We start from the raw sequence: 20884 nt of genomic DNA, 5'->3' as shown, positions 1-20884 counted from the left end.
TTTCAGTACGCGCCATGGGATTTCACCACCGCCCGGGCAGTCCGGCAGACGATCGCCAGATCCTGCAGCATCGACCAGTTGTCGATGTAGTAGTTGTCCAGCCGGATCCGCTCGGCCTCGGCCAGATCGGATCGCCCGGACACCTGCCAGAGACCGGTCATCCCCGGGCGGACCAATCCCCGCCGCTCGACGAAACTTTCGATCCCGGCACCCTCGCCGGGCAGCAACGGGCGCGGACCGACCAGGCTCATCTGGCCGACCAGAACATTCAGGAGCTGGGGCAGCTCGTCGATGCTGGTGCGGCGTAGCACCCGTCCGACCCGGGTCACCCGGACATCGTCGGCACACTTGTGGAACACCGACGCGGTTGCCAACGGACCCCCCGGCCCGGCCGGCAACCGGTCCGCGCCGACCACCATGGTGCGCAGCTTCCACACCCGGAACCGCTTGCCGCGCAATCCTACCCGTTCCTGTCGATAGAACACCGGGCCAGGGTCACCGAGCTTGACGGCGGCCGCGGCGACCAGCACGACCGGCAGGAAAGCCAGCCCGGCCACCGTCGCCACGACGAGGTCGAACAGCCGCTTACCGAGGACCGACGGACCGGACCGTGGCGCCCGGCCGACGTGCAGCATCGCCAAGTTGTCCACCAGCCGGAACGACAGTCGTGGTCCGGCCACATCCAGTACCCCGGGAGCCACCACCAGATCGACGCCCAACCGTTCCAGCTGCCAGACCAGTCGGCGCATCGTCACCGGGTCCAGACAGTCGATGCCGGCGACTGCCACCGTGGTGGCACCGCAACTGCGGATCGCCGACTCCACCGCGTTCTCGTCGCCGAGGATCGGCATCCGACGGCCGGCGACGGTGAGACTGTCACCCGCCCCACCGCGGTAGCCGGGTATACACACCCCGACCACCTGATATCCGAGCCCGGGTGAAGCATCGAACCGGGTGCTGATCGGTTCGACGGCGGTCGGACCGCCGATCACCAGCACCGAGCTGGTGAATCGGCCGTGCGCTCGTTGCCGGGCGAGCCAGCGTCGCCATTGCCGCCGGCTCAACAACAGCCCGGTCAGCCCCACCGGCACCGCGACGACCAGATAGCTGCGCGCCGTGGCCACGTCCAGCAGCAGACCCACCGCAGCCAAGGTGGCGACGAGCCATCCGGTGGCTACCACGATTCGGCGATACTCGTCGATGCCATGCCCGGCGACTCCGGTGTGTCGGGTGCGAGCCAGCACGAGGTAGGCCGACCACAACGACACCAAACCCAGGGAAAAGCCGGTCACCGCCACCGGCCCCACGTCCGGGGCGTCGGCGCCACCGAACCGCAACTCGGTGGCCAGCAACGCAGCCGCCGTCACCACCAGCGTGTCGGTCAGCAGAACGGCCGAGCGGTAGTTACCCTTCCATCGGTCGGCAGCGGAAACAGATGGAGCGGTCGGCGGTATCGACTGTGTGTCAGCAACCGTCGAGCTATTTTTGGCGCGCTCAGGCGCAGCGTCGATCGTCATGCAGCGAACTCCAAGTCATCGAAAGTGCCGAGAGTCGTGCGACTGGTCGGAATTGATCATACGACGCACTTCGATACTTTGTTTACCGGTTTGGTTACGCTGCATCCCCGGGAAGTGTCGTTACACTCCAGCAAATGCCCACTTTGCTGAAGGCGCTCCCGTTGCTCCGTCCGCTGGACGCTCGGAACCAGCGCCGTTATATGCAGGCGACAACCGCAATCCTGCGGTCGGCCGGCGTCACCGTGGAGGGTCCGCCACTGTGGGTGGCCCCCAGCGTCTATCTGGACTGCAAGGAACCCGGCATCCTCACGCTGGGCTTTCGCTGCGTGCTGTCCGAGAACGTGGTCCTGCTGACCCACGACTTCTCCTTGGACCGCTACACCGACCGCGCCGGGATCGCGCCTCCGGAGATGGAGTATTCGACGAAGGCGCCGATCCGGATCGGCGCCTACGCCTTCATCGGCATCCGCGCGGTGGTGATGCCCGGTGTCACGGTCGGTACCGGGGCGATCGTCGGCGCCGGCTCGGTGGTCACCGCCGATGTCGCCGACGGCACGGTCGTCGCGGGAAATCCGGCTCGGGTGCTCGGCACCGCCGAGGACGCCTGGGAACGGCACCGAGCACGCTGGACGCTCGCGGCGCGGCGCGGCTGAGTACCCACCCGGCCGACCAGAACACGTTCGGCGAGCGGGTGTCCCGCCCCGGCTAGGATGGCCGACATGGAGCGGCTCAGCGGGCTGGATGCAAGTTTTCTCTACCTCGAAACCCCGGCGCAGCTGCTGCACGTATCCGGGTTGATCGAGTTGGACCCGTCCACCATCCCCGGCGGATACTCGTTCGCCGCGCTCTCGGCCGAGCTCGACCGGCGCGTGCGGAGCATGCCCGAGTTTCGGCGAACGTTGCGGGACAACCGGTTCAATCTCGATCACCCGGTGTGGGTCGACGATCCCGATTTCGACATCGACCGGCATCTGCACCGGATCGCCGTACCCGAACCCGGCGGCCGGGCCGAACTCGCCGAGCTCTACGGGCACCTGGCCGGCCAACCGTTGGACCGGACCCGGCCGCTGTGGGAGATGTGGGTGATCGAGGGCCTGCCGGACGGGAAGATCGCGGTGATGGCGAAGATGCATCACGCCGGGGCGGACGGGGTGACCGGTGCCAACTTGATGTCGCGACTGTGCGGCCTCACTCCCGACGAATCTCCTTCGTCCGCAACGGACAACGGAACCGCAACGAACAGTGCCGGCGACGGCGGCGATCTGGCGATCGCGCTCGGCGGGCTCGCCGGTTTCGTTCGCCGCCCACTGGAGCTCGCTCGGCTGCTGCCGTCGGCCACACCGCTGCTGACCGGTTGGATCAGCCGCGCGCGGCGCGGCGCGGCGATGCCGGCGCCGTTCACCGCACCTCGACTACCGTTCAACGCCAACATCACCCGCCGCCGGATCATCGCCTACACCCAACTCGACCTGAACACGGTCAAGCAGGTGAAGAACGCGTTCGGGGTGAAGGTCAACGATGTGGTGCTCACCCTGGTGGCCAGCGCGCTGCGGAGCTACCTCGCCGAGCGAGACGAGCTCCCGGACACCTCGCTGGTCGCGATGGTGCCGGTGTCGGTACACGCGAGCTCGGACCGCCCCGGCACCAATCAGGTCTCCGCAATGTTCACCCAATTGCGCAGCGATATCGCCGATCCGGCCGAACGGCTGCGGGCCGGCGCCGAGGCAAACGACGTGGCGAAGCTGCACAACAACGCGATCGGCGCGACCCTGCTGCAGGACTGGGCGCAGTTCTCCGGCCCGGCGGTGTTCGGCACCGCGATGCGGGTATACGCCGATCTGCGGCTGGCCGAACGACATCCGGTCATCCACAACCTGGTGGTATCCAATGTGCCGGGTCCGCCGGTCCCGCTCTACTTCCTGGGCGCGCACATCACGGCGATGTACCCGCTCGGTCCGGTGTTCCACGGTGCGGGACTCAACGTCACGGTGATGTCGCTGGAGGATCGGCTCAACGTCGGCTTGATCGCCTGCCAAGATCTGGTGCCGGACCTGTGGTCGCTGGTCGACGATTTTCAGCACGGGCTCGACGAGCTGGCGGCCGCGGCGAACTGACCACCGCCGGGGATGCGACGCGGCCCGCGACCGCATCCTTCGGAAAAACGCGCCGAGGACATGACCACTCCGGGGCAGAACCGCACGTAAGGTGCGGGTATGTCAGAGTTCGGCGCGACGGCCGGTTCGGCCGACGCGCCGGAACCCACTCCAGTTCCGCTGCTTGCCGCTCCCGTAGCGGGGGTGCCGCCGGTGGTGGATACCGCCGACGGGGTGCGCAAGGCGGCCGATCAGCTCGCCGCCGGCACCGGCCCGCTCGCCGTGGACGCCGAGCGGGCCTCCGGCTTCCGCTACTCCCCCCGCGCTTACCTGATCCAGCTGCGGCGACGCGACGCCGGAACCGTTCTCATCGACCCGATCCCGGTCGCCGCCGAGCTCGACCCACTGATCGCCGTGGTCAACGACCTGGATTGGACGCTCCATGCCGCCGACCAGGACCTACCCGGCCTGGCCGACCTCGGTCTGACCCCGATGCGGCTGTACGACACCGAGCTAGCCGGGCGGCTGGCCGGTTTCGAGCGGGTCGGGCTGGCCGCGATGGTGGAGCGCCTGTTGGGGTTCGGTCTGGCGAAGGGGCACGGCGCTGCCGACTGGTCCAAGCGCCCGCTGCCCGACGCTTGGCTGAACTACGCCGCCCTGGACGTCGAACTGCTCCCGGAGCTCCGGGATGCGATTGCCGCCGAACTCTCGGCCCAGGGTAAGACCGATTGGGCAGCGGAGGAGTTCGAGTACATCCGGACCGCCACCCGATCGACGCCGCGGACCGACCGGTGGCGACGCACCTCGCAGATCCATACGTTGCGCCGGCCGCGGCAACTGGCCGTCGTGCGCGAGCTCTGGACGACCCGCGACAACCTCGCCCGCAACCGAGACATCGCGCCGGGCCGGATACTGCCGGACGCCGCGATCGTCGCGGCGGCATCCGTCGTCCCGAGCACCGTCGACGAGCTTCGGCGACTGTCGGTGTTCGGTGGGCCCCGGCAGCGCCGGCTCTCTCGCACCTGGCTCGATGCCATCGAGCGGGCGCGGGCGTTGCCGACCGAGGAACTACCGCCGGCCAGCCAACCTTTCGACGGGCCGCCACCGCCGAACCGTTGGGCCCGGCGCAACCCGGAAGCGGCAGATCGACTGACCGCCGCACGCGCGGCCATGACCGGGTTGAGCGAGCAGGTCCGGATCCCGACCGAGAACCTGCTCGTTCCCGACCTGCTGCGCCGACTGTGCTGGGACGGCGTCCGGTCCGGCGATCTGGCCCGGGCCGAGGCCGTCGACGAATACTTGCGGGCAGGCGGGGCCCGGGCATGGCAACGAGAACTGGTGGTCCCGCGCTTGGTGGCGGCATTCGGCTCGAGCTGAGCCGGCTACCTACGCAGTCGAGTCGGTCAGGACGCGGCGTCGGCTCCGCGACCCGCGGCGACCGGGACCGGGTCGAGCGCCGCAATCCAGCCGGTCACCCGCCGCGCGACACCCTGCGCGGTGAGCCCGAGTTCACCCAGAACCTCGCTGCGGGACCCGTGATCGAGGAACTGCTGCGGCACGCCCAGATCCCGGCAGGGCACGTCGACCCCGGCCGATCGCAGTGCCGCCGACACGCCGGCCCCGACCCCGCCGTGCACGCCACCGTCCTCGAGCGTGACCACCAACGGAACCTGCTCGGCGAGCTGCACGATCGCCGCGGCTACCGGCAGCACCCAGCGCGGATCGACCACGATCGCACCGATCCCCTGGATCTGCAACAGCTCCGCGGCCGCCAGGGCAACCTCGGCGAACGGGCCGACCGCAACGATCAGCACGTCACCACTGCTGTCCCCGGGCGGCAGCCGAAGCACATCCACGCCGTCCACTCGTTGCACCGCCGCGATGTCGGGCCCGACCGAACCCTTGGGCAGTCGGATCGCCGTCGGTCCGGTGGTGACCGCGAGCGCCTCGGCCAGTTCCTCCCGCAGGGTGGCGCCGTCCCGCGGAGCTGCGACCCGCATCCCGGGCACCACGCCGAGCAACGACAGATCCCACACGCCGTTGTGCGAAGCCCCGTCCGGCCCGGTCACCCCGGCCCGGTGCAGCACGAACGTGACCGGCTGGTCGAGCAGCGCGACGTCCATCAACACCTGGTCGAAAGCGCGGTTGAGGAAGGTGGAATAGACCGCGACGACCGGATGCAGGCCACCCAGAGCAAGCCCGGCAGCCGAAGTCACCGCATGCTGTTCGGCGATCCCGACGTCGAAGAACCGATCCGGGAATCGCTCGCCGAAGGCGGCCAGCCCGGTCGGGCCGGCCATTGCTGCGGTGATCGCGACCAGGTCCGGCCGACGCTCGCCGTGCGCGATGAGCTCGGGGGCGAACACCGCGGTCCAATCCGGGGCCCCGGCCGCACCCAACGGATCGCCCGTGCGCGGATCCATCGGCGCACACTGGTGCATCTGGTCGGCTTCATCGTCTTCGGCAGGCCGATATCCCATCCCCTTGCGGGTGACCGCATGGACGACGATCGGCCCGTGATAGTCCTTGGCCCGGCGCAGCGCCGCTTCCAGCGCCGCCTGATCGTGTCCGTCCACCGGACCGAGATACTTCAGGCCCAGGTCGCTGAACAAGGCCTGCGGACTGACCGCGTCCTTGACCCCTACCTTCACGGCATGGAGCACGGCATACAACGAACGACCGACCCCGGGCACTCGATTGACCCAACGACGACCGGTTTCCAGGGCGCGCTCGTACTCCGGCTGCAGCCGGAGCGCGGCCAGCCGGTCGGCCAATCCACCGATGGTCGGCGCGTACGACCGGCCGTTGTCGTTGACCACGATCACCACCGGACGGTCCTGTCCCGCCGCGATATTGTTGAGCGCCTCCCAGCACATCCCGCCGGTGAGCGCGCCGTCGCCGACCACCGCTACGACATGCCGTCGCCGCTGGGCGGTCAGCTCGAAAGCCTTGGCCAATCCGTCCGCGTAGGACAGCGCCGCCGATGCGTGCGAGGACTCCACCCAGTCGTGTTCGCTCTCGGCCCGGCTCGGATAGCCCGACAGCCCGCCCTGCATCCGGAGCCGGTCGAAACCGTCCCGCCGCCCGGTCACGATCTTGTGCACGTAGGCCTGGTGACCGGTGTCGAAGACGATCGCATCCCGCGGCGAATCGAACACTCGATGCAGGGCCAGCGTCAGCTCGACCACGCCCAGATTCGGGCCGAGGTGCCCGCCGGTCGCGGCCACCTTCCGGACCAGAAAATCGCGGATCTCCGCAGCCAGCTCGGCCAGCTCCCCGCCGGAGAGCCCGCGCAGATCGCTCGGCCTGTCGATCCGGGCAAGAACACCCACGAAACCCGCTCCCTTGCCGATCGGCTGTCCGCCGGTCGCGGCCAGTCGGGCCACGACACCCTTGTCCGCTCAGTCTACGAAAGGTCGGACAGCGCCGACCGGAGTGTCGAGCGGAGTCGCGGCGCGCCGTCGGCATAAGTTGCGAAAAGGTTGCGGCTAGCATCGGCAACGACGTTTGTCCATGACGATTCTGCCCACCGACGCGGAGGCGACCGATGCCGGACTACCCACCGAGCGCCCGAGCCGCCGACCGCGGTGCGGTTACCGTGCGCGGCCAGGGCCGCGCCGCCGCGACGCCGGACCTGATGCAGGTGTCGTTCACCGTGGAAACCCGACGGCCGGATGTCGCGCTCGCCTGGGCCGACGCCGGCCGGGTCACCGATGCCGTGCTGACCTCGCTGCGGCACAGCGGTGTGGCGGGCGCCGACCTGACCACCACCGGCCTGTCGGTGCAGGCCGAAACCGCATGGGAAGACCGCCGCGGACAGCGGATCACCGGATATCTGGCGACCGCGTCGCTGTCCGCTGCGCTCTCGTTGTCCGCGGTATCGCATGACCGCACCGCCCCGCCCGGCGGACCGTCCCCGGCCGAGATCATCGCCGCCGCCGTGGCTGCCGGCGGCAACGACGTCCGGCTCGGCGGCTTCAGCTCGAGCTTCCGCGATCCGGGCGAGTTGTTGGTGCGGGCCCGCGACGCCGCGTGGGCCGACGCGCGCGCCCGCGCCGAGCAATACGCCGATCTCGCGGGCCGCCGGCTCGGCGCAGTGCTCGACATCACCGAGCAGTCGGGCCCGCGCGAACCCCGACCGATGTTGCGGGCGATGGCGGCGGCCGCCACCCCGATGCCGATCGAGCCGGGCGAGAGCGAGATCCGGACCGACGTCGAGGTGACCTGGGCACTGGCCTGAGCTCCGGCCCGTCGGCCTTATTCAACCAATCAATTGACAACGGCGGAGACGCCGACCTAGTGTTCAACCGTGGAGTTGAACAGCGGGGCGGCCGACGATCAGCTGGATCGGGTCTTCGCCGCGCTTGCCGATCCGACCCGGCGCGATCTCGTTGCTCGGTTGGCCGGCGGTGACGCCACCGTGAACGATCTGGCCGAGCCGTACGACATCAGCCTGCAAGCCGTGTCCAAGCACCTCAAGGTGCTCGGCGAGGCCGGACTGGTCAGTCGGCGACGTGAGGCGCAACGCCGGCCGGTCCACCTGGAGGCCGACGTGCTCGACCTGATGACCGGGTGGCTGGAGCGTTACCGGCGCCGCGCCGAGCAGCGCTACCGCCGGTTGGACGCGCTCCTGACCGACATCCAGGATCCGGAAACTCTCGACACCACAGCCCCACCTACCGAACCGAAGGGACGCCCAGCATGACCACCACCCGAAACGAGGCCACGATCGCGGCCGACCCCGCCCTGCCGATCATCGAGATCGTCCGGGAGTTCGACGCTCCCCCGGAACTGGTGTACCGGGCGCACGTCGACCCGGAGCTGTTCGCCCGCTGGTGCGGTCCGAACGGGATGACCAACACGATCGAGGTCTGGGATGCGCGCGACGGCGGGAGCTGGCGCTATGTGGCCGAACGGGACGGCGCGACGTTCGGCTTTCACGGTTGTTTCCATCAACTCAAACCGGCCGAACGGATCGTGCAGACGTTCACCTGGGAGGGCATGCCCGACGAGGTCTCGCTCGGCTTCGCGGACTTCATCGATCTCGGCGACGGGCGTACCCGGCTGCGGGAACGGAGCCTGTGTGACTCGTTCGAGGCCCGGGACGGCTGGCTGCACAGTGGCATGGAAGTCGGCGTGAACGACGGCTACGGGAAGCTGGACGCAGTGCTGGTCGAGCTGTCGTGACCGATACCACCACCGACGCCGACGAATCTCCGGCCACCGAACACCGACGGGTTGCGGCAGCGTTCACCGAACGGGTCCGCGGCACCGCCACCCTGGACTGGGACGCTCCGGCTCCGGTCGCCGGCTGGCGGGCCCGCGATGTGGTACGGCACCTGGTGGAGTGGTTTCCGGCATTCCTGCATGCGGGCGCCGGAGTCACGCTGCCGACCGGGCCGGCGGTCGACGACGACCCGGTCGCGGCCTGGCAGGTACAGACCGACGGAGTCCAGGCGGTGCTGGACGATCCGGACACCACCTCCCGTACCCTGCGCAACCCGCATATCGGCGAGTTGCCGCTGGACCTCGCGATCAGCCGTTTCTACACGGCCGACGTCTTCCTGCATACCTGGGACCTGGCCCGGGCCACCGGGCAGGACGAAACCCTGGACGCGCAGGTGTGCGCCCGGATGCTCGCCGGGATGGAGCCGATGGACGAACTGCTCCGGGCAAGCGGCCAGTACGGTCCACGCGTCACGGTGGCCGAAGACGCCGACCCACAGACCAAGCTGATCGCCTTCATCGGACGAGACCCCCGCCCGGGCGGGTCGGCCCCACCGAGCTGATCGAGCCGGCCGCGGATTCCCGCGACCAGCGCGACCAGCGCGATCAGGAGCGCCGCCGACACCGCCACGCTGCCCGACAGCACGGTCATCGAGCACTCGGCGCTCGCGTGCCCGACGGGTGGCCGGCCCGATCTGCATCACCGGAGAAAACTGCGTTCCCGAATGGAACCGCATCCCGTCGAGTCCGGACTGCCATGTGCGACGAACACCCCTCGTCGTTGTCGAGCCGCGCCGACGCATCCTGTCGGGGCGTATCGGTCGACAGTGATGATCTTGTTACGAGACCGGCCGGAACCGGCCGATCACCTCGACGTGATGGGTGAGCGGGAACGCGTCGTACGCCCGGAGCAGGTCCAGTTCGTAGCCGGCGGACCGGTAGTCGGCCACATCCCGGGCGAACGCCGCCGGATCGCAGCCGACATGCACGATCCGAGCCGGCCGCCGCGCCGCGATCGCTGCCACCACGTCGGCGCCGGCACCGGAACGCGGCGGGTCGAGCACGACCACATCCGGGTCCGGCAGCTCGGCAAGCCGCCGGTCCGCCCGGCCGGCGACGAAGCGGAGCTGACCGAGATCGGCGAGCGCGGCGGCGCCGGCGGCGACGGCAGACTCCGCCGAGTCCACCGCGACCACGGTCCCGGACATGCCCACCTGTTCGGCCAGCCGGGCGGCAAAAACCCCGACACCGCTGTACAGATCCCACGCCGTCGCGCCCGGCCCGAGGTCGGCCCATTCCCCGATGAGGTCCGAATATCGTTGCGCTGCTTCCTGATGCGCTTGCCAGAAGCCGGTGGCCGCAAACTCCCAGGACCGGCCGGCGACGTGCTCGTGGACCCGCCCGGAACCGGCCAGCACGCGTTCGGCCCGCACGGCGCCGGCAGCAGCCCGCCGCGAGGTGGCCCCGCGTCGGCCCGGGCTGCGCCGGCCGGTTCGCGAGACCGGCGCCGGGGCCAGCTCGACCAGGTGACGCGTGCCGGCACCGTCGCGCACGACGACCAGTTCCGCATGGGGCTGCCAGCGTCGCTCGCTCAGGTCGGTCAGCAGCCCGGACACCGGCTGGGGACAGCGCAGACCGGTCGCGAGCGTCGTGCTGTGGTAACGGCGAATCCCGGCCCGGCCCGCGCCGTCCACCGCGAGGCGCAACCGCGTCCGCCAGCCGGTCGCCGATCCGGCCAGCGGCTCGACGGTCACGGTCGGCGACACGTGCGCGATCCGGCGCAGCTGTTCGGCCACCACGGTCGCCTTGAGCACCCGCTGGGCCGGCAGGGCGGCGTGCGACAGGTCGCAACACCCCGCGCCACCCGGACCGGCGTCCGGACAGACGGCCGGCACCCGATCCGGCGACGGGTCGAGGATCTCCACCGCATCGGCGTGACAGAACCGCCCACCTCGATCCTCGGTGATCCGGGCGCGGACCCGCTCGCCGGGGAGCCCGTGCCGGACGAACACCGCCCGCCCGTCCCACCGGCCGACGCAACTCCCGCCGTGCGCCGGCCCACCGAGCACCAGCTCCACTTCGACGCTCACCACGGCACCCGCTACTGGTCGTAGCCGCGGCGGATCGCGCCGGGGGCGCTCTCGTAGCCGACTTGTTTCGCGCGCTCGGACGACATCAACTGCCACGGCACACTGGTCACCATCACCCCGGGCTCGAACAACAGCCGTCCCTTGAGCCGCAGCGCGCTCTGGTTGTGCAGTACCTGCTCCCACCAATGCCCGACCACGTACTCCGGAATGAACACGGTGACCACCTCCCGCGGGGAGTCCTTGCGGATCCGTTTCACATAGTCCAGCACCGGCTTGGTGACCTCGCGATACGGCGACTCGATCACCTTCAACGGCACCGCGACATCCGAGCGCTCCCACTCGCGTACCAGGGCCCGGGTGTCGGCCTCGTCGACGTTCACCGTGATCGCCTCCAGCGTGTCCGGCCGGGTGGCCCGGGCGTAGGCGAGCGCGCGCAGCGTCGGCATGTGCAGTTTGGAGACCAGCACGATCGAGTGGGTCCGGCTGGGCAACGAGCCGTCCCATTCGTACTCGCCGAGCTCTCGATCGACCGATTCGTAATGCCGGCGGATCGATCGCATGACGAAGTACAACGCCGCCATCGTCACGATGGCGATCCACGCACCGGCGAAGAACTTCGTGATCAGCACGATCACCAGGACCGTCGCAGTCATCACCAGCCCGATCGCGTTGATCACCCGCGACCGTCGCATGTGCCGCCGTAGCTCCGGGTCGGTCTCGGTGGCCAGCAGCCGGGTCCAGTGCCGCAGCATCCCGGTCTGACTGAGCACGAACGAGACGAACACACCGACGATGTAGAGCTGGATCAGCTTGGTCACCTCGGCACCGAACAGCACCACGAACGCGATCGCGGCGCCGGCCAAGAACAAGATGCCGTTGCTGAAGGCGAGGCGATCCCCCCGGGTATGCAACTGCCGCGGCAGGAATCGGTCCTGGGCGAGCACCGAACCGAGCACCGGGAAACCGTTGAACGCCGTGTTCGCCGCCAGCACCAGGATCAGCGCGGTGACCACGGTGATGAAGTAGAACCCCGCGGTAAAGCTGCCGAACACAGCGTGTGCCAGCTGCGCGATCAACGTCTTCTGCTCGTAGTCGGCCGGGGCACCGATCAGGTTCGACGGGTCGTGCGCGTAGACGATGCCGATCCGCTCGGCGAGCACCAGAATGCCCATGAACAACGAGACGGCGATCACCCCGAGCAGCAACAGGGTCGTGGCGGCGTTGCGCGACTTCGGCTTGCGGAACGCCGGCACACCGTTGCTGATCGCCTCGACCCCGGTCAACGCCGCGCACCCGGACGAGAAGGCTCGCGCGATCAAGAAGATGAACGCGATCCCCAGCAGGTGGTCGTCCTCGGCGCGCAGCTCGAAGCCGGCCGATTCGGCGTGGATGTCGTCACCGAGCACGAATGCCCGGACCAACCCCCAGGCGAGCATGCCGTACATGCCGATCATGAAAGCGTAGGTGGGAATCGCGAACGCAGTGCCGGACTCCCGGATGCCGCGCAGGTTGACGGCGGTCAGGATGGCGATGGCGGCGACCGCGAACAGCACCTTGTGCGTGCTCACGAACGGGATCGCCGAGCCGATGTTGGAGGCGGCCGACGAAATCGATACCGCCACCGTCAGGACGTAGTCCACCAGCAGCGCGCTGCCGACCACCAGGCCCGCTGTCGGGCCGAGGTTGGTGGTGGCCACCTCGTAGTCGCCGCCGCCGGACGGGTAGGCGCGCACGTTCTGCCGGTAGCTGGCGACGACAACGGTCATCACCAACGCGACGGCGACGCCGATCCAGGGTGCGTAGACGTACGCGGACAGGCCGGCGGTCGACAGCACCAGGAAGATCTCCTCCGGTGCATAGGCCACCGAGGACAAGGCGTCGGAAGCAAATACCGGAAGCGCGATGCGCTTCGGCAGTAGCGTGTGGCCCAGCGTGTCGCTGCGGAACGGCCTACCGAGCAGCAGCCGCTTCGTGGCGGTCGTAAGCTTGGACACCGGTCGAGCGTAAAGCGTCCGGACCGAATCGACACTTGGCTTGGCGGGGACATTCCCCGCCCGCCGGAAGTGAGGAAGTACACAGTGTATGTCGTGGTGATGGGGTGCGGCCGGGTCGGCGCCTCGCTCGCGGCCGCGTTGCTACGGGTCGGCCACGACGTCGCAGTGATCGACCGGGACGCCGGCGCGTTCCAGCGGCTCGGCCCGGACTTCGCCGGACAGACGATCGTCGGCGCCGGTTTCGATCGAGACGTGCTGATCGCGGCCGGGATCGAACGCGCCGACGCATTCGCCGCCGTATCGTCCGGCGACAACTCGAACATCATCTCCGCTCGGGTTGCGCGGGAGACGTTCGGCATCGACAAGGTGGTCGCGCGGATCTACGACACCAAACGTGCGGCGGTGTACGAGCGACTCGGCATTCCCACGGTGGCGACCGTGCTGTGGACCGTGGACCGATTCATGAGCACGCTGGTATCCGATACGGTGCCGACCAAGTGGCGCGAGCCGTCCGGTGCCGTGGTGATCGCCCAGTTGGTCGAACTGAACGAGGACTGGTACGGCCGTAGCGTGCGGGAGTTGGAAGAGGTGACCGCCGCGCGGGTGGCATTCCTGATCCGATTCGGCGAGGGCGTACTACCGAACGTGCGCACGGTGTTGCAAGCTGACGACACCGTCTATATCGCGGCGGTATCCGGAACGGTGGGTGAGGCGCTCGCGCGGGCAGCGCAGCCACCGCCGGCCGACAACTGAAGGACCCGAAGAGTGGGGAAACCGTGAAAGTAGCCATCGCCGGGGCTGGCGCGGTCGGCCGCTCGATCGCCCGAGAGCTGGTCCGCGCCGGTCATTCGGTCATGCTTTTGGAGCGGGATACCGCGAACATCGATCCGGCGGCGATCCCGGACGCCATCTGGGCGCACGCGGACGCGTGTGAGCTGTCCCTGCTGGAGTCCGCGCGCCTGCAGGACTACGACGTCGTGATCGCCGCCACCGGCGACGACAAGGCAAATCTGGTGCTCAGCCTGCTGGCCAAGACCGAGTTCGGAGTACGTCGCGTGGTCGCTCGGGTGAACGATCCCGGCAACGAGTGGCTGTTCGGGGCCGCCTGGGGCGTCGACGTGGCGGTGTCCACGCCGCGGATCCTGGCCTCGCTGGTCGAAGAGGCGGTATCGGTGGGCGATCTGGTCCGACTGATGACGCTGCGCCAGGGACAGGCGAACCTGGTCGAGATCACCCTGCCCGCCAACACTGCGTTGGCCGGTAAACCGATCCGTAAGCTGGCGCTCCCGCGGGACGCGGCGCTGGTCACAATTCTGCGCGGCGGCCGGGTGATCGTGCCGCAGCCCGACGACCCGATCGAAGGCGGCGACGAGCTGCTGTTCGTCACCTCGGTCGAGGTCGAAGACGAACTGCGACAAGCCGTCGGACGGTAGCTGACCCGCTCAGCTTCCGCGGGTCAACGGAGGGGCGAAGCCGTCCGGCCAGCGGGTGGCGTCGGTGTAGAGGTAGTCGCTGAGTTCGGCGTCGGTCAGGTCCGCACCGGCGAAATTGGCGTCGGTCAGGTCGGCTCGGCGCATGTTTGCGCCGACCAACACCGCCTTGGTCAGATCGGCCCGGGTCAGGTTGGCGCCGAGCACGCTGGCCTGGGTCAGGTTCGCCCCGGTCAGGTCGGCGTCGGTGAGGTTGGCGAAGCTGAGGTCGGCACCATCGAGCTGAGCACCGCCCAGGTCGGCACGGGTCAGGTGGGCAAAGGTCAGGGTTGCGCCGGCCATCTTGGCGTCGGTGAGGTCGGCACCGGCGGGCGCGGCCCCGGTCAGGTTTGCCTTGGTCAAGTTCGCCCGCACCAGGGTGGCGTCGGTCAGGTTCGCCGCGGTCAGGTTGGCCTCCGCCAGATTTGCATCCGAGAGCACCGCGCCGAACAGGTTCGCGCTGGTCAGATCGGCGCCGGCAAGAATTGCCCGAATCCGGGTATTGGTCAGGTTGGCATCCACCAACCGAGCACCGGACAGGTTGGCGCCGGTCAGGGTCGCCCCGGACAGGTCGGCGTCGGACAGGTCGCCGTCGACCAGGTTCGTGTTGCTCAGATCCAGATCGCGCAAGGAGCACCGGGACAGGCTGGTCTCGTCCGGATTCCAGCGCCGCCGATCGTCGTCGGCCAGGCGGGCCCGATCCGCGATCAGCCGGACGATGGTCTGGCGAACTTCTCGCTCACCATCGCCGATCTCGGCATCGGCGGTCGGCATCGGTACCGGCACCCGCAGGTAGGCACGCAGCAACTCGATGCAGACCCGTTGCTCCCGCTCGTCGCCGAGGGTGCGCCAGTCGTCGGCCAACGCCGCCACCGCGTACACGGCGGCCAGCCGGACCGCCGGCGACGGGTGCGCGAGCTGTTCGGACACGTTGGCATAGCGGCCGCGCAGTGCGGCTTCCCGCTCCCGGTGGGTGTCCTCGCGATGATGCTCGCCACGCTGCAGCAGTAGTCGCCGTGCACCGGCGTAGACCATCCCGCCCGCGGCGAGCGCGGCCAGCCCGACCGCAACTGTCGCCAACGGCAACGCGGCCACGGTCCAGAACTCCCGCGAACCCAACTCGATGGTGCCGAGTCTCGTTCCCGAGTCGGTCAACCACATTCCCGCCAGCACTCCGGCCGCCCCAGCGACCGATACCAGCATCGCCAGCCCGACCCGGCGCATCCACTTAGCACGCACGGATCCATCCTCCACCACTGCGACACGCCGTGTCGCCAACCCTGCAACTGTGTCGCTCGGAAACCTACCGGTGTGTCGTCCGGAAACCTACCGGTGCGTCGACGGGAACCTACCGGCCGGCCGGTCGAATCAGCTCGCGGCCACCCGCCCGCCGCACCGCCCATACGGTGACCCCGAACGCCAGCGCGGCAAGCGGCCAACCCATCGCGATTCGGGCCACGGCCAGCAGACCTTCGCGGTCGGCGTCGTAGAGCTGAGACTGCACCAGATACCGTGCGGCGAACACCGCCGTCCACGCCGCCGTCGCGATCTCGTAGCCCCGCATCGCCCGCCGATCGCGCCGCCACGCATGCCCGTCGCCGTTGATCCCGTGCCAGACGACCCCGACCAACGGCCACCTGATCAGGATCGACAACAAGAACACCGCGCCGTAGACCAAACTCGTGTAGATGCCGAAGAGGAAGAATCCCTTCGCATCCCCGACCCGATAGGCGATGAACGCCGAGATACCGACGCCGACGAAACCCGAGATCGCGGGCTGGATCGGATCCCGCCGAATCAGCCGCCAGACCAGGATCGCGGCCGCGATGCCGAGCGCCACCCAGATCGCGACGGCGAGACCCCAGATCGCGTTGGCCGGGACGAAAACCAGGATCGGCAGCGACGAATACACCAGACCGCTGATGCCACCCATCTGCTCGAGCAGAGTGGGCGGAGCGGTATCGGTGGGCGGCTCGGCCGGGGCTGCCGCGTCGGTTCGTCGAGTTTCGCTCACCTGTCGAGCGTGCCACAGCGACGCCCGCGTCCGCGTCGACTACGCGCGTTCGCGCAACTCGTAGTACGGGTTGTAGATCACTTTGGACCCGTCACGATCACCGACCCGGCCCCGAACCAGCACGTTGCGGCCGGGCTCCAGGCCGGGGATGCGCCGCCGGCCGATCCAGACGAGCGTCACCGAATCGGTACCGTCGTAGAATTCGGCTTGCACCGCGGCATCGCCGGATTTCGAACAGGCGGCGACGCTGCGCAGCCGGCCGAGCATGGTCACCTCGTCGCCGCGACAACAGTCGGCCGCGCGATGAGCGCCCGACGCGTCGGCGGATTCGGCCATTTCCTCCGCGTCGAGCCGATCGATATCTTCGGTAAGCCGACGGCGCAGCCGGCTGAAATACCCTGAGGCCGCAGATGCCATCGGTGCCGCTCCTGCAAAAGCTCGAACGATACGGTTCTCGCCCATCACTCTAACCGCGGTACGACCGTCGGGGAACACCACGACCCCACCCGGACCGGTCACGGTGCGGGCACAATCGGCGTCCGTGGTATTGCCTCGCGCGACAGTAGCCGTCCTGCTGCCCGGCACCGGTTCGGATGCGACGTTCGCCGAATCTGCGTTCGGTCCGGCGTTGCAGCGACGGAATATTGCCGTGCACCCGGTATCGCCCGATCCACGTCGGGTGGTCGCGAGCTATCTCGAGGCGCTGGACCGGGCGGCCGAGCGGCATGGTCGCATCCTGGTCGGCGGGATTTCGATCGGTGCGGCGGTAGCCCTCCGGTGGACCGGCGAGCAGCCCGGACGGGTCGCCGGTGTGCTGGCCGCGCTGCCGGCCTGGACCGGGGCCGCCGGTGACGCTCCCGCTGCGCTGAGTGCACGCGCCACCGCGCGACAGTTGCGGATCGACGGACTCGCCGCGGTGACCGAGCGGATGCGGGCGAGCAGCCCGGCGTGGCTGGCCGAGACGCTGTCCCGATCCTGGGCAGCACAGTGGCCGCACCTGCCGGACGCGTTGGACGAGGCGGCCGACTACCCCGGCCCTACCGTCGCCGAACTGCGCCGGACCGAAACGCCATGCGGCATCGCCGCGGCGACCGACGATCCGGTCCACCCGTCGGTGGTGGCCGAGCAGTGGGCCCGGCTTTTGCCCCACGCGATGTCGACCGCACTGACCCTCACCGAGATCGGTGCCGACCCGGCAGCCCTCGGTCACGCCTGTCTGGCAGCGCTCGACCGCCTGGCTCCACACCTGGGCGCGCCGCGATCGGACGCCGGAGACTGATCCGGCCGCTACCCGAGCTGCTGCATCGCCGAGCCCTGGGCACTGCGCCGGGGATGGTCGGACGCGGCCGGGGCGGGGGCCTGCGCGGTCGGGTTCGGAGCCGTCCCCGGCGCCTCGCCCGGCTCGGCCCGTCCGCGGTGTGCCGACGCCAGCTGCTCGGCGACCTCGGCGGGTAGCTCCACCCGCAGCGGCGTCCGGACCGGACGCGGCTCGTCGTCCCGACGGACCACCGTCCCGGCCAAGATCGACCGGGCCACCGTCACCAGCGGCGTACCGTCGGCGACCGCGCCGCGCGGCCCGGCCGCGATCATCCGCACCATCCAGCGGTACCCGTCGACGCCGACGAAACGGATGTCGGCCTGCGGCGTGATCGCCACGAGCTCCCGGCCCCACGGCCCCGCTTCGACCGAAACCTGCGAGTCGTCCGAGCGGAGCTGTTCGGCGAGATCGGCGACCACCGAGCGCCATTGCCCGGCGGATTTCGGTGCGGCGTAGGCGGCGACGGTGACCCGGCCCTGGTCGGTGGCCAGATGGACCGCCTGCGGCGATCCGTCCGGCGCCAGCTCCACCTGTAACTGCACCTCGGCGGGCAACGGCAGGATCACCGAGCCGAGATCGAGTCGTTGCGGAGCGATGTCGTCGAGGCGGTCCTCGACGTCGAGAAAGTCGTACGGCCCGATTCCCGCAGGTCGACCGGCCTCGCCGGCCGGGATCGGATCCGCGGATGCGGCGGCCGGCGGCGGCTCCGGCGTGGCCACGCTGTCCGATGTGCTCGGTGCGGCCGCAGCCCGGATCCGGTGCGTGCCCGTCGCCGGTTCCGGCGCCGCCCGACGTCGTCCGAAGATGCCCATCTATCCTCCCGTCAAGCTGGCGTGACCGCCGCTCGAGCCGTAACCACCGGACCCACGGGACGTCTCGTCGAGCTCCGGCACCTCGACGAAGTCGGTGAGTTCCACTCGCTGCACCAGCAGCTGCGCGATGCGGTCCCCGCGCCGGACCACGATCGGGGTCGCCGGATCGTGATTGATCAGGCATACCTTGATCTCGCCCCGGTAGCCGGCATCCACCGTGCCCGGGGTGTTGACCACCGACAGTCCCGATCGTGCCGCCAGGCCGGACCGCGGATGAATCAATCCGACCGTGCCCACCGGCAGCGCGACGGCGATGCCGGTACCGACCAGCGCTCGCTCCCCCGGGTCGAGCACGACGTCCGTCGTCGCGCACAGGTCGACCCCGGCGTCGCCGGGATGCGCCCGAGCCGGCAACGCTATCTCCGGATCCAATCGCCGTAGCGGAATCGGGCCGAGGTCGCTCACGATTCGTGAGCCTACGCGGCTACGCTGAGCGGGTGTCCGACGAGTCCGCATCGACCACCACGGACCGGACCGCGACGTCGGCAACCGGCTACTCCGAGCGCTTGCGGGTGCCGTGGTGGTGGTGGCCGATCGCCTTCGCCCTGACCGGCCTGCTGGCCGCCGAGATCCACCTCGGCGCGCCCGGCGTCCGGTCCTGGCTGCCGTACCTGCTGCTGCTGCCGGTGCCGATCATGACCCTGCACTGGCTCGGTCGACTACCGGTAACGGTGGGCAGCGGCGCGGATCGCGAACTACGGGTAGGCCGAGCGCACATTCCGGTCCGGCTGATCGCCCGCGCTGCGGCGATCCCGGCGACCGCGAAGAGTGCTGCACTCGGCCGCCAGCTCGACCCGGCCGCGTTCGTCCAGCACCGTCCCTGGGTCGGACCGATGGTGCTGCTGGTCATCGACGACCCCACCGATCCGACGCCGTACTGGCTGGTGAGCACGCGCCATCCGGACCAGCTGCTGGCCGCCCTCGGGCGGCCGTCCCGCTAGCCGGTCGGCGCGCGCCCGCTTCGCTCAGGCGGCGCAGTCCCGGCAGACCGGTTGGCCGCCGGACGTGTTCGCCAGCCGACTCCGATGATGCACGAGGAAGCAGCTGGAGCAGGTGAACTCGTCGGCCTGCTTCGGTACCACCCGTACGGACAGTTCCTCACCGGACAGGTCGGCGCCCGGCAGCTCGAACGATTCTGCGGTGTCGGATTCGTCGACATCCACGACCGCCGATTGAGCTTCGTTGCGGCGGGCTTTCAGCTCCTCGAGCGAATCCTCGGAAGGGTCGTCGGACTCGGTGCGCCGTGGCGCGTCGTAGTCGGTTGCCATGTCTTCCCCTCGATTTCTCTAGCGCGGTCCGGCCGGCGCAGGCCGTCCGGACCACCGGTGGTGCACGCCGGCGTACCGGCCACGGCTGAGCAACGTAGACGATTGCGCCTTTGTTCCCCGTTCCGTGGTTCTGCGGGCGGGCGAACAATAGCGGATCGTGGACCGAATGTCTCGAATGCAACCGAATCGAGTCGATATCGTCGGTTGCGGTAATCGAAACGCGACCGAATCGTGTCCGCCGGGCGCACCGGCCGACGCCGGCACTGCACGGGTTACAGTGGCCAGCACGCAGCCCGACGCGCGGAAGAAGGATGCCAGTGGTTTCCCTGATCACCGAGGGCAGTTCCGTCGACGAGCAGGGCCGCCCCTATCGACGACGGCATTTTCAACCGTGGATCGCCACCGTGGCGGTGCTGGCGGTGCTCGGCATCATCGTGTGGATGTACGCGTTGACCAAGTCCGACGAAGCCACGGTGGCGATGGCCTGCAACAGCCCCAACGTGACCCGGTCGGCCGACCCGAACGCGCCGGCTCCCGCCCCGTTGGGCACCCGGGTCGGTTCGTCGACGTTGCGCGACGTCGAACCCGCGGCGTTGTCGCAGACAAGGGTGCGGGTCCTCAACGCGAACGGGCAGCGCGGGGAGGCGTCGCACGTCGCCTCACAGCTCAGCGAGCTCGGCTTCGCGACCACCGCGGACGTGGTCGGCAACGACGCGGTCTATGTCGACCAGAACATGCAGTGCACCGGGCAGATCCGGTTCGGCGACCAAGGCTTGCCGGCGGCCGCGTCGCTGCAGTTGGCAGTGCCGTGCGCCGAGCTGATCCAGGATGCCCGCGGCGACGACTCGGTGGACCTGGCGCTGGGCACCTACTTCAACGACATCGCACCGAACAACGATGCCGAAGAGGTGCTGCGCACCCTGAAGGACCCGCCGATCGGGTCGACTCCGCCACCGCTGGATCTCAAGCTGCTCCAGGCCGCACGCACCGCACGCTGCTGATTCTGCCCGTCGCCTGCTGCTG

The 20884-nt window shown here is 69.4% G+C and carries 22 protein-coding genes; 12 read left to right on the top strand and 10 right to left on the bottom strand.

Annotated elements, in window-relative coordinates; translation table 11 throughout:
• Positions 1-2: 2 nt before the first annotated feature.
• Positions 3-1370, bottom strand: coding sequence for a sugar transferase (locus KV203_RS07775; RefSeq protein ID WP_169797515.1), 1368 nt, complete (start codon positions 1368-1370; stop codon positions 3-5).
• A gap of 281 nt (positions 1371-1651) precedes the next feature.
• Between KV203_RS07775 and KV203_RS07770 the strand changes: the two genes are divergently transcribed.
• The 3 genes from KV203_RS07770 (at position 1652) to KV203_RS07760 (ending at position 4987) form a co-directional block, all read left to right on the top strand.
• Positions 1652-2170 (top strand): acyltransferase, encoded by a 519-nt coding sequence (locus KV203_RS07770; protein WP_066471651.1) that lies wholly within the window; start codon positions 1652-1654, stop codon positions 2168-2170.
• Positions 2171-2236: 66 nt separating this feature from the next.
• Complete coding sequence (locus KV203_RS07765) at positions 2237-3631, top strand: WS/DGAT/MGAT family O-acyltransferase (RefSeq protein ID WP_066471849.1); 1395 nt, start codon at positions 2237-2239, stop codon at positions 3629-3631.
• Between the two features lie 99 nt (positions 3632-3730).
• Positions 3731-4987, top strand: coding sequence for an HRDC domain-containing protein (locus KV203_RS07760; RefSeq protein ID WP_066471653.1), 1257 nt, complete (start codon positions 3731-3733; stop codon positions 4985-4987).
• A 26-nt stretch (positions 4988-5013) separates the two neighbouring features.
• Here the strand turns inward: KV203_RS07760 and dxs are convergent, their stop codons facing one another.
• On the bottom strand, positions 5014-6942 hold the full coding sequence (gene dxs, locus KV203_RS07755; RefSeq protein ID WP_066471853.1) for a 1-deoxy-D-xylulose-5-phosphate synthase: 1929 nt from the start codon (positions 6940-6942) through the stop codon (positions 5014-5016).
• Positions 6943-7157: 215 nt separating this feature from the next.
• Here dxs and KV203_RS07750 point away from each other — a divergent pair, with 215 nt between their 5' ends.
• The 4 genes from KV203_RS07750 (at position 7158) to KV203_RS07735 (ending at position 9399) form a co-directional block, all read left to right on the top strand.
• Positions 7158-7850, top strand: a complete 693-nt coding sequence (locus KV203_RS07750; protein WP_066471655.1) for an SIMPL domain-containing protein — start codon at positions 7158-7160, stop codon at positions 7848-7850.
• A gap of 69 nt (positions 7851-7919) precedes the next feature.
• Positions 7920-8315 (top strand): ArsR/SmtB family transcription factor, encoded by a 396-nt coding sequence (locus KV203_RS07745; protein WP_246600742.1) that lies wholly within the window; start codon positions 7920-7922, stop codon positions 8313-8315.
• On the top strand, positions 8312-8797 hold the full coding sequence (locus KV203_RS07740; RefSeq protein ID WP_066471661.1) for an SRPBCC family protein: 486 nt from the start codon (positions 8312-8314) through the stop codon (positions 8795-8797). Before KV203_RS07745 ends, KV203_RS07740 begins: the two co-directional genes overlap by 4 nt.
• Positions 8794-9399: a TIGR03086 family metal-binding protein gene (locus KV203_RS07735; protein ID WP_066471663.1), complete on the top strand. Its 606-nt coding sequence runs from the start codon at positions 8794-8796 to the stop codon at positions 9397-9399. Before KV203_RS07740 ends, KV203_RS07735 begins: the two co-directional genes overlap by 4 nt.
• 276 nt (positions 9400-9675) lie before the next feature.
• Here the strand turns inward: KV203_RS07735 and KV203_RS07730 are convergent, their stop codons facing one another.
• Both KV203_RS07730 and KV203_RS07725 read right to left on the bottom strand, forming a co-directional pair.
• Positions 9676-10926 carry a class I SAM-dependent RNA methyltransferase gene (locus tag KV203_RS07730; RefSeq protein ID WP_246600725.1) on the bottom strand — a complete coding sequence of 417 codons (1251 nt, stop codon included), beginning with the start codon at positions 10924-10926 and terminating at the stop codon, positions 9676-9678.
• Positions 10927-10937: 11 nt separating this feature from the next.
• Positions 10938-12920 carry an APC family permease gene (locus tag KV203_RS07725; RefSeq protein WP_066471672.1) on the bottom strand — a complete coding sequence of 661 codons (1983 nt, stop codon included), beginning with the start codon at positions 12918-12920 and terminating at the stop codon, positions 10938-10940.
• 84 nt (positions 12921-13004) lie between these two features.
• Between KV203_RS07725 and KV203_RS07720 the strand changes: the two genes are divergently transcribed.
• Positions 13005-13673, top strand: coding sequence for a potassium channel family protein (locus KV203_RS07720; protein WP_066471683.1), 669 nt, complete (start codon positions 13005-13007; stop codon positions 13671-13673).
• Positions 13674-13696: 23 nt separating this feature from the next.
• Positions 13697-14353, top strand: coding sequence for a potassium channel family protein (locus tag KV203_RS07715; protein WP_066471684.1), 657 nt, complete (start codon positions 13697-13699; stop codon positions 14351-14353).
• A 9-nt stretch (positions 14354-14362) separates the two neighbouring features.
• Here KV203_RS07715 and KV203_RS07710 read toward each other — a convergent pair whose 3' ends face one another.
• The 3 genes from KV203_RS07710 to KV203_RS07700 form a co-directional block, all read right to left on the bottom strand.
• Positions 14363-15628: a pentapeptide repeat-containing protein gene (locus tag KV203_RS07710; RefSeq protein WP_157079843.1), complete on the bottom strand. Its 1266-nt coding sequence runs from the start codon at positions 15626-15628 to the stop codon at positions 14363-14365.
• Between the two features lie 109 nt (positions 15629-15737).
• Positions 15738-16322, bottom strand: a complete 585-nt coding sequence (locus KV203_RS07705; protein ID WP_066471857.1) for a DUF3159 domain-containing protein — start codon at positions 16320-16322, stop codon at positions 15738-15740.
• 120 nt (positions 16323-16442) lie between these two features.
• Complete coding sequence (locus KV203_RS07700; RefSeq protein WP_066471859.1) at positions 16443-16820, bottom strand: OB-fold nucleic acid binding domain-containing protein; 378 nt, start codon at positions 16818-16820, stop codon at positions 16443-16445.
• A gap of 124 nt (positions 16821-16944) precedes the next feature.
• Here KV203_RS07700 and KV203_RS07695 point away from each other — a divergent pair, with 124 nt between their 5' ends.
• Positions 16945-17682, top strand: a complete 738-nt coding sequence (locus KV203_RS07695; RefSeq protein ID WP_157079844.1) for an alpha/beta fold hydrolase — start codon at positions 16945-16947, stop codon at positions 17680-17682.
• Positions 17683-17690: 8 nt separating this feature from the next.
• On the opposite strand, the gene KV203_RS07690 is transcribed toward KV203_RS07695, so the two are convergent.
• Together KV203_RS07690 and dut are read right to left on the bottom strand one after the other, a co-directional pair.
• Positions 17691-18527: a DUF3710 domain-containing protein gene (locus KV203_RS07690; RefSeq protein WP_373279235.1), complete on the bottom strand. Its 837-nt coding sequence runs from the start codon at positions 18525-18527 to the stop codon at positions 17691-17693.
• Between the two features lie 6 nt (positions 18528-18533).
• Complete coding sequence (gene dut / locus KV203_RS07685; protein ID WP_083530132.1) at positions 18534-19049, bottom strand: dUTP diphosphatase; 516 nt, start codon at positions 19047-19049, stop codon at positions 18534-18536.
• Between dut and KV203_RS07680 the strand changes: the two genes are divergently transcribed.
• Positions 19031-19534, top strand: a complete 504-nt coding sequence (locus KV203_RS07680; protein WP_066471694.1) for a DUF3093 domain-containing protein — start codon at positions 19031-19033, stop codon at positions 19532-19534. The two genes, dut and KV203_RS07680, sit on opposite strands and share 19 nt — an antisense overlap.
• 24 nt (positions 19535-19558) lie before the next feature.
• Here the strand turns inward: KV203_RS07680 and KV203_RS07675 are convergent, their stop codons facing one another.
• A complete protein-coding gene (locus tag KV203_RS07675) occupies positions 19559-19861 on the bottom strand; it encodes a DUF4193 domain-containing protein (RefSeq protein ID WP_066471696.1) in 303 nt (100 codons plus the stop codon).
• Positions 19862-20178: 317 nt separating this feature from the next.
• On the opposite strand from KV203_RS07675, the gene cei reads away from it, so the two are divergent.
• The gene (gene cei / locus KV203_RS07670) at positions 20179-20862 is read left to right on the top strand and encodes an envelope integrity protein Cei (RefSeq protein WP_066471698.1); all 684 of its coding nucleotides are present in this window, start codon (positions 20179-20181) and stop codon (positions 20860-20862) included.
• The last annotated feature ends 22 nt before the right edge of the window (positions 20863-20884 follow it).

The sequence above is a fragment of the Skermania piniformis genome (assembly GCF_019285775.1).
GTDB classification, from domain to species: domain Bacteria; phylum Actinomycetota; class Actinomycetes; order Mycobacteriales; family Mycobacteriaceae; genus Skermania; species Skermania pinensis.
Note: the sequence above shows the minus strand (reverse complement) of the source record. Positions and strands in the feature narration are given on the sequence as shown.